Source organism: Aeribacillus composti (assembly GCF_007827555.1).
Lineage (GTDB): Bacteria > Bacillota > Bacilli > Bacillales > Aeribacillaceae > Aeribacillus > Aeribacillus composti.
Window position 1 is genome coordinate 1 of record NZ_VISS01000016.1, and the last position, 21957, is coordinate 21957.

Annotated in this window: 13 protein-coding genes, 4 pseudogenes and 1 other annotated feature; of the genes and pseudogenes, 15 read left to right on the plus strand and 2 right to left on the minus strand. The window is 38.5% G+C overall.

From position 1 onward, the window contains the following. Positions 1-96: 96 nt before the first annotated feature. A pseudogene (locus FB379_RS09640) lies at positions 97-330 on the plus strand (GNAT family N-acetyltransferase); the annotation flags it as partial. 129 nt (positions 331-459) lie between these two features. Here the strand turns inward: FB379_RS09640 and FB379_RS09645 are convergent. Beyond that, positions 460-3249 (minus strand): transglycosylase domain-containing protein, encoded by a 2790-nt coding sequence (locus tag FB379_RS09645; RefSeq protein WP_144597827.1) that lies wholly within the window; start codon positions 3247-3249, stop codon positions 460-462. A 128-nt stretch (positions 3250-3377) separates the two neighbouring features. Continuing rightward, positions 3378-3593: a binding site (T-box leader), on the plus strand. Positions 3594-3641: 48 nt separating this feature from the next. Between FB379_RS09645 and tyrS the strand changes: the two genes are divergently transcribed. The 14 genes and pseudogenes from tyrS to FB379_RS09710 all read left to right on the plus strand — a co-directional run bounded on the left by tyrS (position 3642) and on the right by FB379_RS09710 (position 19828). Then, entirely contained in the window at positions 3642-4904 is a 1263-nt protein-coding gene (gene tyrS, locus FB379_RS09650; protein WP_066248876.1) for a tyrosine--tRNA ligase, read from the plus strand. 285 nt (positions 4905-5189) lie between these two features. Then, on the plus strand, positions 5190-7553 hold the full coding sequence (locus FB379_RS19380; RefSeq protein WP_338420493.1) for a DNRLRE domain-containing protein: 2364 nt from the start codon (positions 5190-5192) through the stop codon (positions 7551-7553). Beyond that, the gene (locus FB379_RS09655) at positions 7511-12175 is read left to right on the plus strand and encodes an RHS repeat-associated core domain-containing protein (protein WP_338420494.1); all 4665 of its coding nucleotides are present in this window, start codon (positions 7511-7513) and stop codon (positions 12173-12175) included. The genes FB379_RS19380 and FB379_RS09655 overlap by 43 nt, the downstream gene beginning before the upstream one ends. A gap of 4 nt (positions 12176-12179) precedes the next feature. Then, positions 12180-12905, plus strand: a complete 726-nt coding sequence (locus FB379_RS09660; RefSeq protein WP_144597828.1) for an immunity 26/phosphotriesterase HocA family protein — start codon at positions 12180-12182, stop codon at positions 12903-12905. 71 nt (positions 12906-12976) lie between these two features. Continuing rightward, positions 12977-13925 (plus strand): annotated as a pseudogene (locus FB379_RS19100) (RHS repeat domain-containing protein); the annotation flags it as partial. A gap of 19 nt (positions 13926-13944) precedes the next feature. Further along, positions 13945-14364, plus strand: a complete 420-nt coding sequence (locus tag FB379_RS09670; RefSeq protein WP_130158295.1) for a YxiG family protein — start codon at positions 13945-13947, stop codon at positions 14362-14364. 334 nt (positions 14365-14698) lie between these two features. Continuing rightward, positions 14699-15732 (plus strand): annotated as a pseudogene (locus FB379_RS09675) (RHS repeat domain-containing protein); the annotation flags it as partial. Positions 15733-15771: 39 nt separating this feature from the next. Beyond that, complete coding sequence (locus tag FB379_RS09680; protein WP_144597829.1) at positions 15772-16119, plus strand: hypothetical protein; 348 nt, start codon at positions 15772-15774, stop codon at positions 16117-16119. 126 nt (positions 16120-16245) lie between these two features. Then, positions 16246-16842, plus strand: a complete 597-nt coding sequence (locus FB379_RS09685; protein ID WP_144597853.1) for an RHS repeat-associated core domain-containing protein — start codon at positions 16246-16248, stop codon at positions 16840-16842. Between the two features lie 4 nt (positions 16843-16846). After that, positions 16847-17638, plus strand: coding sequence for a hypothetical protein (locus tag FB379_RS09690; protein WP_144597830.1), 792 nt, complete (start codon positions 16847-16849; stop codon positions 17636-17638). Then, positions 17639-17904, plus strand: a pseudogene (tnpA, locus tag FB379_RS09695) (IS200/IS605 family transposase); the annotation flags it as partial. A 946-nt stretch (positions 17905-18850) separates the two neighbouring features. Then, entirely contained in the window at positions 18851-19051 is a 201-nt protein-coding gene (locus tag FB379_RS09700) for a hypothetical protein (RefSeq protein WP_144597831.1), read from the plus strand. A gap of 45 nt (positions 19052-19096) precedes the next feature. Next, entirely contained in the window at positions 19097-19417 is a 321-nt protein-coding gene (locus tag FB379_RS09705; RefSeq protein WP_158640181.1) for a hypothetical protein, read from the plus strand. Positions 19418-19504: 87 nt separating this feature from the next. Then, the gene (locus tag FB379_RS09710; RefSeq protein WP_144597833.1) at positions 19505-19828 is read left to right on the plus strand and encodes a hypothetical protein; all 324 of its coding nucleotides are present in this window, start codon (positions 19505-19507) and stop codon (positions 19826-19828) included. Between the two features lie 1437 nt (positions 19829-21265). On the opposite strand, the gene rpsD is transcribed toward FB379_RS09710, so the two are convergent. Continuing rightward, entirely contained in the window at positions 21266-21868 is a 603-nt protein-coding gene (rpsD, locus tag FB379_RS09715) for a 30S ribosomal protein S4 (RefSeq protein WP_063387361.1), read from the minus strand. Between the last annotated feature and the right edge of the window lie 89 nt (positions 21869-21957).

Sequence of the window (21957 nt, forward strand, 5' to 3'; positions counted from 1 at the left end):
ATCGGAGAGAATTCGCAAACATTTTGCGAGGTATTTCCGATTTTAGTCCAAAATAATTTGAAAAAAGTGGTTCTAAAATAGTGTGCTAATTTACAATACTACGGGCGTTTCATTTGGGTTTGTGATTTAGTGACATTGCCTGAAGAACGATCAAAAGGATACGGTGAAAAGCTTTTAACGTATGTTCATCAATATGCTGTAGAAAATGGCTATAATATTGTTTCTTTATCTTCCGGCTTGCAGCGCGTTGACGCACACCGCTTCTATGAAGAAAAAATGCGATACAATAAAGTAAGCTATGTTTTCTTAAAAAAGCTGCCGTCACACTAGCCAGTAAAAGATAAAAAGGACCACGTGCGGTCCTTTTTAAAATATTTATTGGGTGAAAGCATGTTTTGCTGGGCTGTTTTTTCTGTTTCGTCTACTTTATTGATCGTTTAATGCATCTTTTCCATTCGCCTATTGTCTTGCATTTGCCGTCTGCTTCGGTTTTTGCTGCGGCTCTGTTTTTCCAGATTGCGCCGTTTTTACAATGGCTGAAGGAGGAGACGCTTTTCCTGCCACATCAACTGCAACGACGTAATAGGAGGCAGGAGATTTTCCGACTGAGATGCTTAAGTTATTTTTTGCAGGTATGCTGGCAATTTTTTTGAAACTATTTGAATTAGATGGAGCTGCATAAACTCTGTACCCGATAACATCATATTCACCGCTTTTGCTCCAGGATAATGTTGTTCCGCTAAGCTTTACAGCAGGCACTTTAGAAGGAGCTTTGCCATTATCCTGAAGAACCCTATTGCCGGTCAACGTCAAAGCCTCTAAATTAACTCCGCTAGGAAGAAGTTTAGTCAATTGGGACACGTCTGAAATCCCAAGATTATTCAATACTTCTTTTTTCAGCAGAGGCCCTTCCTGGACGAATTCAGCCGGTGCATTTGCCGGCACTTGATAGGCTACGTTGTCTACTAAAACAAATTTGCCGTACGCCAAGCTTTTATCCACTTTATTCGGGAGAAATTTAGCGTTATACAAGTCAGTTTGAACGAGTCCAGCTTTCTTACATAATTCAGAAGGCAGATCCCCAGAGAGGGCGCAATACGATCTTGAAACAATTCCTTTAGGCATTTTAAAGGAAGTGTTAGGATCTATTAAGTCAGGTTTGACGCTGTATGCGGCGTTCATTAATTTTGCCCAAAGCAATATATTTCTATTGCTGTAGGTCAAACCTTTGTAGGTCGTTTCCAGCCTTTTCGGCGTGTCATAACCGATCCATGTGCCGAAGGATACATTAGGATTTACAGCAACAAACCATGCATCCCGATAATCTTGCCCAGTTCCTGTTTTTCCAGCCCAATCAGATTGAAATGATAGATACCTTTTTAAAGAGGAAGCCGTTCCGCTTTGAATGACATCCCGCATCATATCAATCATTAAATAGGCTGTTTGAGGGGAAAAGACCTTCTCTTTCTTGCTGTTATGTTGATATATAACTTTTCCGTCTTGTGTTTCAATTTTTTCAATCATGTAGGCGTCGACAAATTCACCGTTATTGGCAAATGTTGCGAAGGCGTTTACGTTTTCCTCCACGGTTACTCCGTAAGTCATTGCCCCAAGAGCGAGGGAGAATGAACTGTAATCTTCTTGAGCAAGTGAACTAAATCCCATTTTTTCTAAATAGGATACCGGATTTTGCGAAATAATTTTTGCATAGGTTTTTACCGCCGGAATGTTATATGAATGTTTCAATGCTGTTCGAATACTTGTTAATCCGTGATAGCCGCCTCCGTAGTTTTTCGGCTGATATTTCCCGATTGAAAATGGAAGATCTGCCACAACAGTTCCCGGCTGGACGATGCCCATTTCCATCGCGGGTGCATAGACAGCGAGCGGTTTCATTGTTGAACCGTTTGGTCTTAATGCTCTTGTAGCATGGTTTGTCTGCTCCCTGTTATGATCACGGCCGCCAACAAAGGAGATAATTTTTCCAGTTTTGTTTTCGATTAAAACAGCGCCGACTTCAACTGGTTCCTCGATGGTTACGGTCTTGCCTGTTTCAGGATCTTTTTTCTTTTCAAGCTTTGGACTTCCGTAATACTCGTAGTTTTTGACAACCTCTTGCATTTTGTCATAAATTTTCTTGTTAATGGTCGTATGAATGTTGTAGCCGTTTTGTCTCATGTCTTGATCGGCCAGCGCCATGTATCGATTAAACAGCTCTTTATTATTTTTTCGGAGATCCTCCAGCTTGTGACCGTCTTTTTTCGCTAGCTGCTCAGCCAGTATATCCTTCACTCTTTTTTCAACTTCGTATATAATCCAAGGATATTGCTCAATATCAGGTTTTTTCTTTTTGGCTAAATGAGCCTTTAAATCAAACTTAAGTGCTTCTTCATATTCTTTTTTTGTAATATATCCTTCTGCAAACATTTTTCTTAGGACGGTTTTCATTCGGTTTATACCAGGCTGTAAATCTTCTTTTACTTCTCCGTCCTTTGTGAACGGTGTATAAGCAAAAGGATTTTGAGGGAGACCAGCGATAAAAGCTGCCTGCGGTATCGATAAGTCTTTCGCATCTATGCCAAAAATCCCCTGCGCTGCAGCCTGCACGCCTGCAATGTTTCTTCCGGAGCTGTTTCGTCCAAATGATGATACATTTAAATAGGCTTCTAATATTTGATCTTTCGTAAAATATTTTTCTAATCTCAATGCTAGCAGGATTTCTTTTGCTTTTCTTTCAAATGACACTTCGTTGGTCAATATTTGGTTTTTAATTAATTGCTGTGTGAGGGTGCTTCCGCCGGTTCTGACAGGAGAGTTTGAGAACTCCTGGAAAATCGCCCGCATGATCGCCTTTGGGACAATCCCTTTATGCTCGTAAAAATATTCGTCCTCCACTGCAACAATTGCATGTTTTAAATGCTCGGAAATTTGATCAATTTTGATTTTTTCACGTTCAAGATCTGTGCGAATTTTCCCTAAATAGACATTGTCTGCAAAGTACACTTTCGTTGTTTCAGAATAATCGTAAATGTCTTTTTCCAATTCTTTTTCGGAACGGATCGGCTCATCTTTTACAAGCGATGCAAAATAACCAGCTCCTAATCCTCCGATAAAGGAGAAGCCTATTAAACCGATAACCAATAGTAAAAGAAATAAGTTCCATGTTACGTTATAGGCAATGACCATTTTTTGCTGGTGCTTATGATAAAAGGAGCTTACCTTCCTAAAAAATTCGTACCATTTCTCCATTTTTCATCATCCCTCTACAAAATCTAGTTTATTATAGCATATTTTTTTCTCCGGTTGACGCCCTCTGTTCTAATCTTAGTTGACAAAGGATGTCAATTATGCTAAAAATGTTTATTAATGAAAAAAATACTTGAGCGTTGATTGGAGAAAGTAGCAGGCATTTCCCTGTTTCAGAGAGCTGATGGCCGGTGCGAATCAGCACATAAATGCTTTGTGAATTACCTCCATGAGCATTCTTTGTGAAAGTGAAGTAGCAAAGGACGGTTTTAGCCGTTATCAGAATGAGTGAAGAACATGCAAATGTTCTTAAGCAGGGTGGTACCGCGTAATTATACGTCCCTTCATGAAGGGGCGTTTTTTATTTGGATAAAATTTGAAAAGGAGTGGGTTTGATGAATGCTTTGCTAGAAGATTTAAAATATCGCGGACTCATTAATCAAGTAACGGATGAAGAAGGATTAGATAAATTGTTGTCAGAGGAACAGGTGAAGCTGTACTGCGGTTTTGACCCGACGGCAGACAGCCTTCATATCGGGCATTTGCTGCCGATTTTAACGTTAAAAAGATTTCAAGAGGCTGGTCATCAACCGATTGCTCTTGTTGGCGGCGCAACAGGCTTGATCGGCGATCCAAGCGGAAAAAAACAGGAAAGAACATTAAATGAAAAAGAAACGGTGAAGCAGTGGTCAGAACGCATTAAGGAACAGCTTTCCCGCTTTTTGGATTTTGAAAAAGAAGGGAATCCGGCCATTTTGGCCAACAACTACGATTGGATCGGGCCATTGGATGTCATCACATTTTTGCGAGATATCGGCAAAAGCTTTGGCATAAACTACATGCTGGCGAAAGAAACCGTGCAGTCAAGAATTGAAACGGGCATTTCCTTTACAGAATTCAGCTACATGATTTTGCAATCGTACGATTTTTTAAAGCTGTACCAAACCTATGATTGCCGCTTGCAAATCGGCGGAAGCGACCAATGGGGAAATATTACGTCAGGACTTGAACTAATTCGAAAAACGGAAGAAAATGCGAAAGCATACGGTCTTACACTCCAGCTCGTCACGAAAGCCGACGGCACAAAATTCGGCAAAACGGAAGGAGGAGCCATCTGGCTCGATAAAGAAAAAACATCGCCTTACGAATTTTATCAATTTTGGATCAATACCGATGACCGGGATGTCATCAAATATTTAAAATATTTTACTTTCTTATCAAAAGAAGAAATTGAACAATTGGCAGAAGAAGTGAAAAATGCTCCTGAAAAACGGTCTGCGCAAAAAGCGTTAGCGGAAGAAGTGACAAAACTTGTCCATGGCGAAGAAGCACTCAAACAGGCTGTCAAAATTTCCGAAGCGCTGTTCAGCGGCAATATAAAAGCTTTAACAGCAGAAGAAATAAAACAAGGCTTTAAAGATGTGCCTTCGTATGAAACGACCGAAAATGAAATCGGATTAGTCGATTTATTGGTTCAGGCGAAAATTTCTCCATCGAAACGGCAGGCAAGAGAAGACATCGGAAACGGTGCGATTTACATTAACGGCGAACGGGTGCAGGAGCTTGATTATATTGTGTCTGAAAAAGACACCATCGAAGGTCAATTTGCTGTGATCCGCCGGGGCAAAAAGAAATATTTCTTAATTCATTTCAAATAATCATATGCCTCTGCTCACACTTTAGGGGCCTATTAAAATCAATTGGAAAATATACGGGCGAGTGATTCTAAACGACCACCGCTCATACCCGTATTCTATTAAATAGGTCAAAAGCATCCCCCCTTCAATTGAATGGATTAATTTATTCATTGAAGGGGGGTTTTTTCGTACAAAAGAAGCGAAAATTGTCGAAAAATACAGAATTTTGTATGTCAAAAAATGTACCTAAATCTAGTTTTTATAAAGTATAATCAATTTAACAAATTATTGAAAAGGAGGAATTATATGAAAATTAGTCGTTTAAAAAAATGGTTGATATGGGCAATTGTAAATCTGTTATTTTTCTCATCCGTTCCTTTAGACGTTTTCGCAGAAACCATTCATTCTAAAGACAACAACTCTACTGAAAGTCATTTACCGTCAAAAGTCCCGACCCCTAAAATTAACCTTAAACGAGGGGAAATCATTGAGGAACGGACAGAGAATACAAAAGTTTTTTACAATGGTGATGGCACATTTACCAAAAAGATTTATTTTGAGCCGATCCATATAAGGAAAAAGAAGGGGAAGCCATTTGAGGAAATTTCTCCTAATCTAACAGAAAGCACCGATCAGTCGAATTCTGTCAAAACAGAGAATACTATTATCGAGACAAACTTTCATAAAAAAATGGTCAAAGGAGAATATGCCACTTTCCATTATAATGGACATTCAATTTCCTTTTCCATTTTAGAAGCAGCCGGCAATGGTGTACAGCCAATAAAGGCGAAGGATGTTTCTGCTATTTATAAGAAAAAAGATAATAAAATTTTTCACAAAAATATTTTTCCTTTTATAGATTTACAGAATATTACATTCAATCAAGCGACAAAAGAAGATTTAGTTCTTCACTCATTTACCGGTTATCATATATTTAAATTTTATTTGAAAACGGATTTAAAGGCTGAAGTCCAAAATGATGGTTCAATACTGTTTATGAATCAAGAAAAAGAAAAGGTTTTTGAACTGCCGAAGCCGTTTATGGTAGATTCCAATGTCGATGAATACTCTGGTGAAGTAGAGCGTTCAGAAGATGTAACATACGAATTGCAAAAAGAAGCGCAAGGATATGTTTTAACGATCAAAGCTGATCCTGAATGGTTGAAAGATCCTAAACGCGTATATCCAGTTTATATTGATCCAAGCACTTCAATAAATGTGTCAACGGATACATTTGTGATGAGTGCATATCCAACGACTAATTACAGTTCTTCATCCAGTAAATGGGATTCAGTACAAGGACAGTATGTTTTAAAAGTTGGTTATTATGATAACACAACCGGCACTTGCTATGCTTTCTTAAATCACAATCTATCAAGTATACAGAATATGAATATTACGAATGCCACTTTTAATGTTTATGTAACCCATTCATACTCCTCTACCACCAAAACGGGGTTATGGTTAGATGCTGTGAATGGTTCATGGTCAGCTAGTGCATTGAATTGGAATAATAAGCCCTCTTCAACTAATATTGGGAAAGTTGATGTGGCCAGAGATCAATGGGCGGAATTTAATGTAACGAATACAGTTAAAGAATGGGCTTCTGGCAAGAAGCAACAGTATGGTTTCAAACTTCATACGAATGGAAATGGAAAAACCTATTGGAAAAAAGTCGTTTCTTCTACGAATAGTAATTATAAACCGTATTTGTCGGTGACGTATACGATCCCTGCTCCCCAAACTCCTAAAGGAACAGTTTTTAGCAATGGAGACGGCACAGGATATGTGAATGTATCATGGGATCCGGTTCCTGGGGCAAAGGGCTATAAAGTATGGATATATAACGGTAAATCATACGAAGCCTTTGAGGTAGGCAATGTTACCTCTTGGAGCACTAATGGAAAGAAAATTTGGCCGACTTCTTCTGAAATTAACGCCGGAAAATACGACCTGCACCAAGATCAGAAAGGAACGGAGCTGGCTGTCGATCCTTCCCCAGTCTATCGAAATTCAGGAGGAAGTTATCCGAATAACAAGAACTACTGGTTCCGAGTAAGCGCGATTTTTCCCCAAGGCGAAAGCGCCATGTCTGGAGCCTTTATGCCAACCATTCCTAATTTGAAGAAACCATCTGCACCAACGGGGGTTAGTTATACCAATGGCAACGGAACAGGATATATCGATTTCAAATGGAAACCGGTGAGCGGAGCGACGGGGTATAAAATTTGGCTTTTTAACGGTTCAAACTATGAATCGCTTGATGTCGGGAACGTCACTTCTTGGACAACGAAAAACAAAAAATATTGGCCAACTGCTGCAGAAATAAATACTGGCCGCTATAAACTCCATTTACATGATGGTCTTGGCGCAGAATTGGCCGTTGATCCTTCCCCAGTCTATGAAAATGCAGGAACAAAATATGCAACGGCGACCAACTACTGGATTCGTGTCAGTGCCTATAACGCTCAAGGGGAAACCGTCTACTCGGATGCGTATAAGCCGAGCATTTCGGATTTACCTGTGCCGTCAGCTCCTTCTGGATTTGCTTACGCCAACCAATTAGGAAGCAAATCCGGTTATGTTATGCTGGATTGGAAAAAATTCCCGGTGCAACAGGTTACAAAGTGTGGATATTTAACGGCCAGTACTATGAAGCATTTGATGTAGGAGATGTGGACCATTGGACGACCCAAAATAAAGGAATCTGGCCTACTTCAGAGGAAATCCAAAAAGGGGCTTCCGGATCTTTAACGCTGCATCATGATGGAAAGGGATTGGAGCTTCCGAAGGATCCTTCCCCATTATATGCAAAAATGGGGACAAATTACGCGACAAGCACCAATTACTGGTTTAGACTCAGTGCATACGATGCAGATGGGGAAACAATATATTCCAATCAGGCATTGACGGTAAAAATTCCGGAGGGGAATGAGTATTTAGGAAAGGAGGAATACTGGTCCATCATTGATGTTCCTTATGCAAGCGTGAATGCCGCTACCGGTAACCTCATCGTCGACGAAGATGATGTATCGATTTCTGGAAGAGGACCGGGGCTAGGAATGACAAGAACTTACAATAGTCTATCTACTTCGGATGGATTATTTGGAAAAGGATGGCAGAGTGATGCGGAAATAAGCATCATTGCTCAGGGTAAAGAAGCGAGATTTACAGATGAAGATGGTACGCTCCATATATTCACGAAGCTATCCGATGGTACGTATAAAGCTCCGACAGGTGTTTATTTGGAATTAAGCGAAACAGCCGATGAATATATATTGACCGACAAAGATCAAACGAAAATTCACTTCCGAAAAAGCGACGGAAAGTTAACCAAAATGGTCAACGGTCATGGAAATACAACGACTTATAGTTATGCGAATGGAAAGCTTGTGTCCATTATTGATGCATCAGGAAGAAAACTGACTATGGAGTATAACGCAAGCGGCAAAATTCAAAAGATTACCGATCCACTAAACCGTTCGATCACGTTTGAGTATCAGAATGGTTTGTTAACAAAAGTCACCAAGGCGGGCAAAGAAACCACGAGATACGAATATAATGAACATGGCCGTCTAGAGAAAGTATATGAACCGACGCATACAGAAGCTAAAGCTGTTGTCAATCAATTCATTTACAATGGAGACAGGATCAGTCAAGTAATAGATCCCGAGAACCGCATTTATAAGTTGAATTATGATCAAACGAAACGGCAGCTCGTCGTGATCCAGCCGAATGGCCGCAAAATTCAGTATACCTTTAATGAAGCAGCGAACCCCATTCAAATAATCGAAGATGCAGGCGGGTTAAACATTACGACAAGCTACGTGTATGAGGGAAATAATCTAGTAGAATCACGGGATCCGAATGATCAAAATGCTGTGAAACCTACTGAAACATATACGTATGATGCAAACGGGAATGTGTTAACGGTGAAAGATCAGTACGGTACAGAAACATACAAGTATAACAAAAATAATGATGTCATCTCCGAGACAGATACGGAAGGCGATACCACTACGATTGCCTACGATGGCTTAAATCCTGTATCCGAAACTGATCAATCCGGAAAAACATCTTCTATAGCAAAATACGATACCTATGGGAATATTATTGAAGAAAGCAATACATTAGGCAGTGCAGCGAACTTACTCTCAAATAGCGGCTTCGAACAGGGAATCACAGCTTGGAATCTTCTTCGTTCTAACGATTCCGGACAATTGTTTGAAGACACGAATCGTCATCATCGGTCGCTTGGAAGAAAAACTTTAAAAATCGTCACTGCCTCAAGTTCGCCTGGAACGGAACTTGGCTATGTGGCGGCTACCCAAGAAATTGCCGTGAAACCGAACACGACGTATACGTTAAGCGGGAAGATCAAAACGAATTTGACGAAGGCCAATGCGTTCTTTAATATCGAATTTTTAGACAGTCAAAATCGCCGGATTTCTTGGGCTGACAATCGCTACAGCCAACTAACCGGTACGAGACCATGGACAGAACGGCAAGTGACGTTTACTACTCCACCGAGTACCGTCAAAATTCGCGTGTATTTAGAGGTCGATCATAAGTCTCCAGATGCTTCCGGAGAAGCCTGGTTTGATAGCATCCAATTGGAAGAGGCACAGGTTTCTTCGAGTTATAACCCAGTTATCAATAGCAGTTTTGAAGGGACCATTGCGAATTGGAACGGAACAGGAGGAAGTGTGGATTCTACGCAATCCTTTGACGGAGGATCCTCTTTAAAATTTTCAAGAACAAGCACTACGCAATCGGCCGGCGAATATAAACAGACGGTGATTGTTGGCCAAACATCAAATGATACACCGCTTCGTTTGACACTCACAGGTCTTTCGAAAGCGCAGGATGTCAAAGCAAACGGTACGGTGAGCCCGAGCGACTATTCCATAACGGCTAAAGCGTATTTTACAGACGGGGCAACTCAAACGTATACTGCAGACTTTCCGATCGGAACCCAAGAATGGAACCGTGCCGCCGTTTCCATCAATCCTTCGAAGCCCATCGATAAAATCGATGTATCCGTTGTGTTTCGAGGCAATTACACGGGAACAGTGTGGTTTGACGCGATCCGTTTGATGGAAGGAAACGTCGTGACGAAAAATAAGTATGATTCTAGCGGAAATTATGTTATTCAAGAAACTGATGAAGCCGGATATGTTACGAAAAAGAATTATGATGCCGTTGGTAATATATTGAGCGAGTTCGATGAGAAAGGAAACAAGAAAGAATACACGTATGATTTATCGAATCGCTTAAAACAGCTGCTGTTAGCGAACGGCACTTCCGTCAATTATGATTATGACGCGAACGGAAATATGACATCAAAAGTCATTCGGACAAGCGGCGGCCGGTCGCAAACCTTTACCTACTCGTATGATGCAGCTGATAAACTCATTAAAACTGTTGGTCCGCTCAAAGATACGACGACGAATGAATATGATGCAAATGGAAATAAAACTAAAACAGTCCTTCCGAAGGGAAACACGATTCAATGGTCTTATGACGGAACGGAAAGAGTCAAAACAATTTCCTACAATAACGTCCCATATTACGAATTCAGCTACGATAAAAATGGAAACGAACTTTCCGTCCAATATCTAAAAGACGGCACGACGAAGACAAGAAAATTTGATTCGGCGAACCGTGTTATCGAACAATCCGATCGCGGTGGACTGCAAAAATGGCAATATCCAACGACATCGGATAAATTGCAGCAGTTTATGTTTTCCCACGGCTCCTTTAGCCAAACAGTGAATTTTCAATATAATGCCTTGGACCAAAATACAATTGTGACAGACGGGACGTATACGTACCGCTTTGACTACGACGAGAAAGGAAACATCCGCACCTTCACGACAGGAAACGGAGCCGGTTCAACCTTTATATATGATGATCGCGGCCTCGTCGAAAACGTATCGGTTGGTACAGCGGACGGAAAAGAAATACTGTCCGAAACGTACCGTTATGATGAAAACGGCAATCGGACGAAAGTGGAATTCCCAACAGGAAAAGCAATCGATTACCGTTATGATGAGCTGGATCAATTAGTGGAAGAAGAGCTTCCAGATGGAACGAAGATCGAGTATACGTATGATGGATTCGGCAACCGGACGAAAGTCGTGAAAACAAAGGGTGGGCAGTCGACGACGACAAATGCCGATTATAACGAGGCCAATCAGCTTATTCGGTTTGGCAGTGAAACGATCACGTACGATGCCAACGGCAACCGATTAGAAGACGGCCAGTATCGATATGAATGGAACGAAGCCGATCAATTGGTTTCCGTTACAAGAAAAGGAGAAAGCACGCCGTTTGTCACCTACAAATACGATGAAGATGGCCGGCGCATTCAAAAGAAAGTAAATGGGGTTGTGACCAACTACCATTATCAAGGCGACAGCCTCAACGTTCTGTATGAAACCGATGCAAGCGGAAATGTGGTAAGATCGTATATATACGGAGAAAACGGCCAGCTCTTGGCGATGAAAAAGGGCAATGCCACCTACTTTTACCACTATAACGCGCATGGCGATGTCATTGCTTTGACGGATGCGCAAGGAAACATTGCCGCGCGCTATCAATACGATACATGGGGCAAGATTCTTTCCCAATCGGGGGATATGGCAGCGGAAAACCCATATCGCTACGCAGGATACCAATATGACGAAGAGACCGGACTGCACTATTTGATTGCCCGATACTATCACCCAGAGCATGGCGTGTTCTTATCTTTAGATCCCGACCCGGGGGATGACGATGATATCCTCACACAAAACGGTTATACGTACGCAAATAACAACCCGGTGATGCTGGTCGATCCGGATGGGCATTGGGTATGGCTGGCCATCAATGCAGGGTTTGCGGTTTATGACGGGTATAAGGCATATAAGTCAGGAAAAGGATGGAAAGGTGTCGCGGCTGCTGCAGCTATTGGTTTTGTTGGTGGAGGAAGACTCAAAGCGGCAAAACACTCTGTTTATGTCTTAAAGAAAGGAAATGTAGTAAAATATGTCGGAAGAACTAAAAATATTAAGAAGAGAAGATATGTCCATAGTAAAAACCATTCTAATTTAGATTTTGAAGAAGTTGCTAGCAATCTGTCCTGGGGACAAGCGCGTGGATTAGAACACCGCCTATATTTGAAACACGGTGGAAAAAGTAAGCTTAGAAACAAGATAAGACCTATTAGTAAAAGAAATAAAAAGTATAGAAAATATATGAGCGAATCTAGAAGGATTTATAAAGAAGTAATAAGAAGATACGGTTGGTGATTGTATGTCATTCTGGGAAAGCATAAAGAACAAGGAAACAATTATTTTAAGTGATGATGCAATCGATTTGTTAAGTGATACGCTATTAGAAATCAAAAAAATTTATGAAGAAGATTTAGAAAGAAAACCAACGGTGGCTGAATTAGAAGCATTGATTATGGAGGCTATACAACTTGATTCAAATATAGCTGAACAATTGGAGGAAATGGAAATCTCCGATGTAAAATTTAAGTTGAAAAAGAGAAAAAAGGTTCCTAACATTGAACCAGGCATTGTATTTGCAATCCCGCTTAAAGAAATTGAAAAATATGCTTATGGTTTAGTAGTAAAAGGAGAAGGTCTAAAGGATGACATTTATATACAATATTTTGATATCTTCACTAATGAAATATTAGATATAAAAAACTTTAGTAATCAATTTGAAAAACTTTCTGTTCTATATACTATTAACAGTGGAATATATGGAATCGTTAATAAAGAATGGAAAATTATTGGGAAATTGTCTAAAGGAAAATTCAATCCTGAAGAATATGAGTTACCTGATTTTGTGTTTTACAATGGTAAGGAATATTTTGTGAGTCGAGGGGATGCGAATACACCAATAGCAGAATTAGAGCCTATTTCTAAAGAGGAAGGGGAAAAAATAAAAAATCCAATTGGTCTGATTGGTAGTAATAATATAGTGGAAATGCTTGTAAAATCTTACTATGAAAAGCAAACGAGAAAATAGTAATTAGCTTCTTTAAGGTTATCCCATGATTTAAGGAATAACCTTTTTTATTATACAGTGAAGATAGTTAACGAATTCAAAAGAACATTAATAGCGTAATTACAAACTACCATTACCAAGGCGACAGCTTGAATGTTCTGTACGAAACGGATGCGAGCGGAAATGTGGTAAGATCGTATGTATACGGAGAAAACGGCCAGCTGTTGGCGATGAAAAAGGGCAATGCCACCTACATTCTACCACTACAACGCGCATGGCGATGTCATTGCTTTAACGGATGCACAAGGAAACATTGCCGCGCGCTATCAATACGATACATGGGGCAAGATTCTTTCCCAATTGGGGGATATGGCAGCGGAAAACCCATATCGCTACGCCGGATACCAATATGACGAAGAGACTGGACTGCACTATTTGATTGCCCGATACTATCATCCAACGCATGGCGTGTTCCTATCCCTAGATCCAGATCAGGGGGATGCGGACGATATCCTCACGCAAAACGGATATACGTACGCGAACAACAACCCAGTCATGTTGGTCGATCCGGATGGGCATTTTGTGTGGATGGCTATTAATGCGGGATTTGCGGCGTATGATGGGTATAAAGCCTTTAAAAAAGGTGGTTGGAAAGCGGCGGCGATTGCAGTAGGCGTAGGGCTTGTTGGTGGTGCTGCGTTTAAAGGTGCCAAAATTGCATATAGAGCATATAAAGCAGGTAAATTTTCAAGAACTTATAGGCTAGCGAAAAAAGTTGCAAAAAAACATGGAGGTACTTTGGAAAGAGCTAAGGGCAATGGATGGAAAGTATCTATTCCTGATGGAAAGCACTCCTATCGGGTTAGAGTGATGAATGCTGGCTCTGGTAATAGAAAGAAAGCATATTATCGAATAAGTCATTCCAAATATGGTTCATTCGATAGGTATGGCAACAAAAGTAGTGATAGGCTACACACACATATTAATCTTTCAAGGAAATCTTATAAAGAAATAAGCCGTATTTTAAATAAAAAATATTAGAACAGAAAGAAGGAGTAATATGGGGAACGCTGATATACAGAAAATACTTGATAAGCTATGGGGCGCTGAAATTTTAGATACACAAGTAGACTTACTAAATGACATTATAAAATTTAAGATTAAGATTACGGATGATAAGGTTGTAAAATTTCATGAAATAGCTTTTATTGATGTTTCTTCATTTTACTTTGTGAAGGATAGTGAAGAATTTAGATTTAATTTTTATGATAGGGAAAAAGTGGATTTTTTGGAGTTAACCTCCATCCATTATCAAAACGAACCTTTAGGTGAACTACATTTTTGCTTACCAAATGAGGAGGAATGGAGTAAACAATATCATTCTAAAGTAAATATTATAATAGAAATTTGGGATTCAATTTTGTTGATTGAGACAAGAAAAATTTCTTTAGATGGAAAAATAATAAATATAAAAAAATAATTTATTATTTGATTTTGAATTGAGGATGGCTATTTTGTTAGAAGAGCACGAAAAATTTTTTGTTGTACTCTACAAGAGTTAATCATTACTTCAACTTCAGATGGTATTGACAGAATTTTATTAGAAAGAAATTAAAAACTTAAATATGAGAGGGAAATTTATCGTTTAAAAGGGGGAATCACCCCCTTTTTTTATAGTTAAATTTTTGAGGATTATTTATAAACATCGTTTAGCCTAATTTTAGCTAGATTAACCTTTGAAGACATAGGTTCGTTTAAACAGCCTTTAGTTACAATGAACAACAACTATACTTATGACGGATTTAATTAGTTGAAAGAAAGTTGCGAAAACAAAGGATGGACAGTCGACGACGACAAATGCCGATTATAACGGGCCAATCAGCTTATTCGGTTTGGCAGCGAAACGATGAGGTACGATGCCAACTGCAACCGATTGGAAGACGGCCAGTATCGATATGAATGGAACGAAGCCGATCAATTGGTTTCCGTTACAAGAAAAGGAGAAAGCACGCCGTTTGTCACCTACAAATACGATGAAGATGGCCGGCGCATTCAAAAGAAAGTAAATGGGGTTGTGACCAACTACCATTATCAAGGCGACAGCCTCAACGTTCTGTATGAAACCGATGCAAGCGGAAATGTGGTAAGATCGTATATATACGGAGAAAACGGCCAGCTCTTGGCGATGAAAAAAGGTAGTGCCACCTACTTCTACCACTACAACGCGCATGGCGATGTCATCGCTTTAACCGATGCCCAAGGAAACATTGCCGCGCGCTATCAATACGATACATGGGGCAAGATTCTTTCCCAATCGGGGGATATGGCAGCGGAAAACCCATACGATATGCAGGATATCAATATGACAACGAAACGGGTCTATACTACCTGATCGCCCGATACTACCACCCAGAGCGTGGCGTGTTCCTATCTTTAGATCCCGACCGAGGGATGACGATGACATCCTCACGCAAAACGGGTATACGTATGCAAACAACGACCTGGTGATGTTGGTCGATCCGGATAGGCACAGGGCTAAATTATTTAAAGACATATTTCAAAAGATAAAGAAAACAGGCTTTAAAATTTACAAAATAGGACGGATAAAGGGGGCAAACGATTCGAGTAAAGGATATTGGGGAGTTCTTTATTCTACTAAAAATAATAAAGGTAAAAGGAAATATAGATCTATAGAACTATAGAACTCCATCCTCCGCATAATAACCATGGTTATCATTTACAAAGTAACAAGTTTACTAAAAATCATCCTCATTTTAAAGGTAAATTTTATAGAAGTGGAGAAGCCTGGAGGATTACAATATGGAAAGTGAAGAACAGGAAAAAATAGCTTATATATTTTGTAAAATGTTTATATGTGGAGGGAAAAATGAATTTTTTTAAAAAGATTTTCTTTAGCAAATATGAACAGTTTGCTAAAGAGCTTGGCTATCGTACATGGTCTGAGGCTAGTGATAATACATTCTTTATGTTTCATATTCCAGAAGACGGGGGATGGTATGTTACTGAATTGCCAAATAGAACTTGGGCAGTATGGAATAATGAAGGAGATCCACCTTATAGTTTTGTTACTTTTCTGACATGGAGTGAAACGATAAGGTATTTGAGGAAGTTGTTTAATGAATATGGTTATCCTGAAACTTATTGGGCTCCAGAAGGATATGACATTGATGATGATATGTTTTTAAATCCACCTCAAAAAGATAAGAAGTTATAGACTATGTAAGAAATTTTATAAGAGAGAAAGGCAGGTTTCTTAGCTAGGGGAAATCTGCCTTTTCAATTACGAGGTTTGGGGAAACCATCTCAGAATTCGGGAAACAGAAGAAAAAACCCTATCGCTATGCGGGATACCAAATATGACCAAGAAACGGGTCTATACTACCTGATCGCCCGATACTACCATCCAACTCATGGCGTGTTCTTGTCCATGGACCCTGATCTGGGAGATTCGGACGATATCTTGACGCAGAACGGCTATACGTATGCAAACAACAACCCGGTGATGCTGGTCGATCCGGATGGGCATTATGCTCATATTGTTATTATAGCTGGAATGGGGGCTTATAGAGCTTATAAGATTTATAAGGTCTACAAGAAGTATAAAAAAATTTCAAAAAAATATCATTCGAATCGTAAAAGAAATTCTGCGATACATCATGGATATGAAATTACTAATAAAGTAGTTAAAGTTGGTATTAGTAGTGGAAGGATTTCTAAAAAGGGAAAATCATATCGCGCTGAAAGACAAGTTAGAAAGTGGAATAGGCAATACAGGACAGATCGGTATGCTTCACGAATAGTAAAAACTAACATACGTGGTAGGTATAATGCACTGAGATGGAAAAAAGGCATAAGGAATACATTAATAGAATCCAGCCTAACAACAAATTATCACCTCCATTTCACTATCGTCCATAAATTTAATAAAAGGAAGTGAAAAAATGACTGTTATAAGGGATATTCAACTTTCTATTCCAAGTGATATAAACTATTTTGATCATACTGTAATAGTTGACTATGATACTGGTGAGACAAGCCCCTTTACCGATTATAGGCAAAGCAAGTCCGCCATCTTTCATTATGAAACAAGATGTATTACATCACTTTATACTTGTCTTTTGCCCGAAATTCATACAGATGGGGAAAAGGGGGTTATCATCCAATGCGTACCGGAGCTATCTAAATTAAGCGAGAAAGAAATTGAAATGGAAATGGTACCCGATTTTATTACTGTTTATGTTGAAATGGATTATAATCAATACTTCTCTCTTACGGATGACTTGGAAAAAAAGAAAATGGTATTAGAAGTGTTACAAGAGGGTATGGAAAAACTTGCTGATGAGCGAGGATGGGATAAGCAAATTTTTCGTGAAATATACAACAAGATAAAAGAATTAAATTACAAAAATACATTTATCTATAAGAAAAAAAGCAGCCCTAATCGTAGATATATATGTAGCATTATATGTGAACACGAAGTCTCTTATGTAGATATATATTTAGAAATAAAACGTCGAAAAGGAAATAAGGTTTTAAAAAAAGAAAGATTGGTAAGAGTAGACAGACCACACGAATCTTTTTATTGGAGATATTTAGGTGATTTAACATGGACACTAAATCATAAGGTAACATTTACCGATCATTTACATCATTTTGGGTGGGCTGTAACTTTTTTAGAAAAAGAAACGCAGCTTATATGGAAAGTAAATAAAGTTTCGTATCTTTCTTCATAAATTCATATGTTAGTAAATATCCCGCCAAAAATGAGTGTTTCCTCGTTTGTGGGATATTTAAAAGAGAAAAGTAGTTTAATGATATTTGATAGACATGTACATTTAAAATATCGGTATGGCAACAGAAAATTTTGGTGCAGAGGTTTTTATGTGGATGCGGTAGGAAGAAATAAGAAAGTAATTGAAGAATATATACGGAATCAAATACAGGATGATATAGTTACAGATCAAATAAGATAGATCCGTTCACGGGGAAAGAGATAAAAAGTAACCATTTGAGGGCTGCCGGAAGAGAAGTGCGGTTGGCGAACCTTTCATATTCTTTTAGGGGCTGGCCAGTAACAAAGGCTTTCAGCCGTAGAACAAACCATCCGTTCACACGGGTGGTTTTGATTTAGGGACTTATCGGACATCTCCTCTGTATTTTTATTATGTAATAAACACCTATGATAATATTGTTTTGTTGTAAAACCGATCAACCGATAACGAGCGAGCATTTGCGTAGTTTTTTGAGTACAGACATAAAAACTGAGCTTCAGGCTATTCTTGAATACTATGCGAAACGCTGGTCGATCGAAATCTACTTTCGGCAAACGAAAGAAACATTAGGGGCTGTCCAGAAAGTCAAAATCCATTGAAAACGAAACATCATAAACATTGATATATCAACATTTCTAAAACATTAAAGGGACGTCTATAAGCCGGAAAATCGACTTATTAGACAGCCCCGACATGAGCGAGGCATTAAACGATTTTGGGTCATCGTACAATTTACGTATATCTATTGCATGACAGAACATTCAAGTGATTTTTCAACCGGTCTTGCGAGTGTGAGATCGAGAAAAATTCACAATCTCATTGAGTTTATTTATTACGAAGCTCAACGAGGAGTGCCACTAGATTCCATTAAACACCAGTTACGAGTGGCATAAGGGTATCTTTGTTTACTTTTTGAAGATGGTAATAAATGTAATGAAATTCACTCATCTACAGTTAAATACTAACAGTGCATGTCCAATACATGTGCAAGAATAACCTTCATCCATAGCATCCCACCCTCTTTGGGAGTGGGTTTTTTAATAAAGAAAAGCTTGTCAAATTTTATTTTAATTGTAAAATACTAGTTATATAGGTAATTATATGAAAATTAAAAATATTTGTTTGGTTTCATTGCACTTTTTTGTCCTTATTTTTATACGAGTTTTCCAGTAAATGCACAAAGTAATCTTCAGACAATTATCATCGCCTGATTATATGACGAATTGCCCTGTGATTGAAGATTTAGAAACAGTTCCGACTGCGGAGAAGGGAGAAGAGGTGATCTCTCGGCAAGATGGATTTGAAGTGAAAATTGACATAGACGATCAAGAAGCGGGCTCGGAGCTATCGGTTCTGTCGATGCCCCAAACTTAGAGGATGATGTAGCACTTTTGTTTGTAAGAAGGAGTGTAGATGATTATGAATATTGAGCCAAGTGTTTATGAACCTACATATATAACCATCTTGTTAATCTTACTCGGTTTAGGTTATTTATTTTTAATAGGATTAGCTATTTCTAAATATCAATTTAAGATTTCCGGTAAAATTTTTTTGATAATATCCATTGTAATTTATTTATTGGTCGGAGCTTATATGGTAGGAACAGGATATTATATCGATGAGGAGGCACCTGATGCGCTTGTTTTTCATAAATTTGGCTTTTTGGAATTAATCATCCTGTCCTATGCGTACATTTTTTTAGGACTTGCAGTAGGGTTTGGGAAAAGGAAAGAGAATTGAAATTGGAAATCCCCAAGGAATTTGGAGCCGTGGAGACGTGATATAAGGATGTAATCCATAATAAAGGAATCAAGGAGAACGATAACAATGAAAATTAGTGAATTGGCTGTTTACGAGCCATATTATATTTCAATTTTTTTAGTCTTACTTGGATTAGGATATTGGATGATAATTGCGTTAGTTGTTTCTAAATTTCGTTTTACTATATTCGGTAAATTATTTTTGGCAATATCCATTGTGATCTATCTCTTGGTCGGGGTTTATATGGTTGGCAAGGGGGATTATATCGATGAAAAAGCTCCGGATTCACTTATTTTTCATAAATTTGGCTTTTTGGAATTAATCATCCTGTCCTATGCGTATATTTTTCTAGGACTTGCGGTAGGCTTTGGGAAAAGGAAAGACAATTGAATGTTAAATCTTGGATTTTTCAATATTCCACTTGTTTTTTCATAACACGGTTATGCAAAAAAGATTGGCCAAATTTTATGGTCAATCTTTTCATTTATCTATTCAAATACTTTTGTTGAAGAGGAAGATCTTATCGTTTTATTTTCTCTCCGCTTTTATTTCTTTTTTTAAGAAACCAGAACAGGACTGTAAGTGAAAATAATAAAATTGGTATATATCCAACTAACCGCCATGCGTTTAACGCACCGAGAAAATAATATGCAACTGGTAAAAATGTTACAGTACTAATAAGCATAAACAGCCAAGAACGATGGAGTAAACCAATTATAAATGTAATTATTGAAATAACAAATGAAGTTCTCCATAAGAATATAATCAAATTAAAATCATCCAATATATCGTCCCCCCCTGCGTGAAATACTGTAATATTTAAAGAAACTAGGAGCTGTCCAAAAGGTCAGGGTTAACTGACTTTTTCGAGCCCCTTCATTTTAGGGACTTATCGGGCAGACCATTTTTTCTATCTTTTTATATCCTTCAGAAGTCTTATGAAGGACTTTTCTTATGCTCCCTCTTTCTGAATTGGTTCTTCAAAAGTTTTCTGACGGACATTCAGCACATATAATTGCTTCTTGTTGGGCTTCATTGCCTCTATGAAGGACATTTACAAATTTTATTCAATTATTTTTGTCCTTCACAGTAGTAATTCTTCAAAATCCTTCATTTTAGGGACTCATCAGGCAGACCCTTTAAAAAATTGATTTCTTACTCATCATCAACTTTTAATTTTAAATTTGAGTAAAGAACTAAATTCCTACCTCAAATTTTGCTTCGTCATCCGATGTATCAGCATCTATTTCATTAGAAGATCGTTAATCGATATTATTTCACCAGCTGTGAAAGCATTCGTTATTGGGATTTTACAACTAAATCTAATAGAATATTGCCGTATATAAATATTCTTCATTATGCACTCAATTCCTTTTTTTGTTTTAAGAAGTGAGTCTTCAAGCTTTTTTCTGCAACGATATGGCATGCAGGCACAAAACTAAACAATTTAAATTCAATAGAGCAAATGTCCCGTGTATTTTATGTGAGTAAAAAGAATTAGTTAAAAATAGGGAAAATTTTAAGTTATAAAAACGTTTTACTATGCACATACATTTTATGAATCGTGATAGATCTGAATTTACTGATACGATTTCAAGATTTCCACAGGTTCTAAATCTCATTTTTGTACTTTCGTGTATATAAAAATAATTCAGCATCTGTCCGCATTTTTATAAAAAGTAGCTCCAAAAGCAGCCCCACTTGCCCCAAAATAATACATTATGATCAAATTGTGATCAAACCTAAATTGAAACAAAAAAACCCTGAAATCCTTTCTTCTCAAGGGTTTCAGGGTTTTTAAATACTGAATTATACAATCTAATTTTATTAACGAGAGTAGAACTCAACGATGAGCGATTCGTTAATTTCCGCAGGCAATTCAGAGCGTTCAGGCAGACGAGTGTATGTTCCTTCAAGCTTTTCCGGATCAAATGTTAAATATTCAGGAACAAAGTTGTTTAATTCAACCGCTTCTTTAATGATTTGAAGGTTGCGGGATTTTTCACGGACAGAAATCGTTTGGCCTGGTTTTACTTGGTAAGACGGAATGTCCACGCGGCTTCCATCCACTAAAATATGGCCGTGGTTAACCAATTGGCGTGCTTGACGGCGAGTGCGAGCCAAGCCAAGACGATAAACAATGTTATCTAAACGAGACTCTAAAAGGATCATGAAGTTTTCACCGTGAATACCCGGCATTTTGCCCGCCTTTACGAAAGTATTGCGGAATTGACGTTCGTTAACTCCGTACATATGGCGAAGCTTTTGTTTTTCTTGCAATTGTAAGCCGTATTCAGAAAGTTTTTTCCGTTGGCCTGGACCATGCTGACCAGGTGCATACGGGCGTTTTTCAAGCTCTTTGCCTGTGCCGCTCAAAGAAATGCCTAAACGGCGGGAAATTTTCCATGTAGGACCTGTATAACGAGACATATTGCTCCTCCTTTTGTATTTTCGATTGTAAAATACAAACAGACTGATTCTCTCAATTATGCACATTTTGTTTTCATGTACCTTCGCTC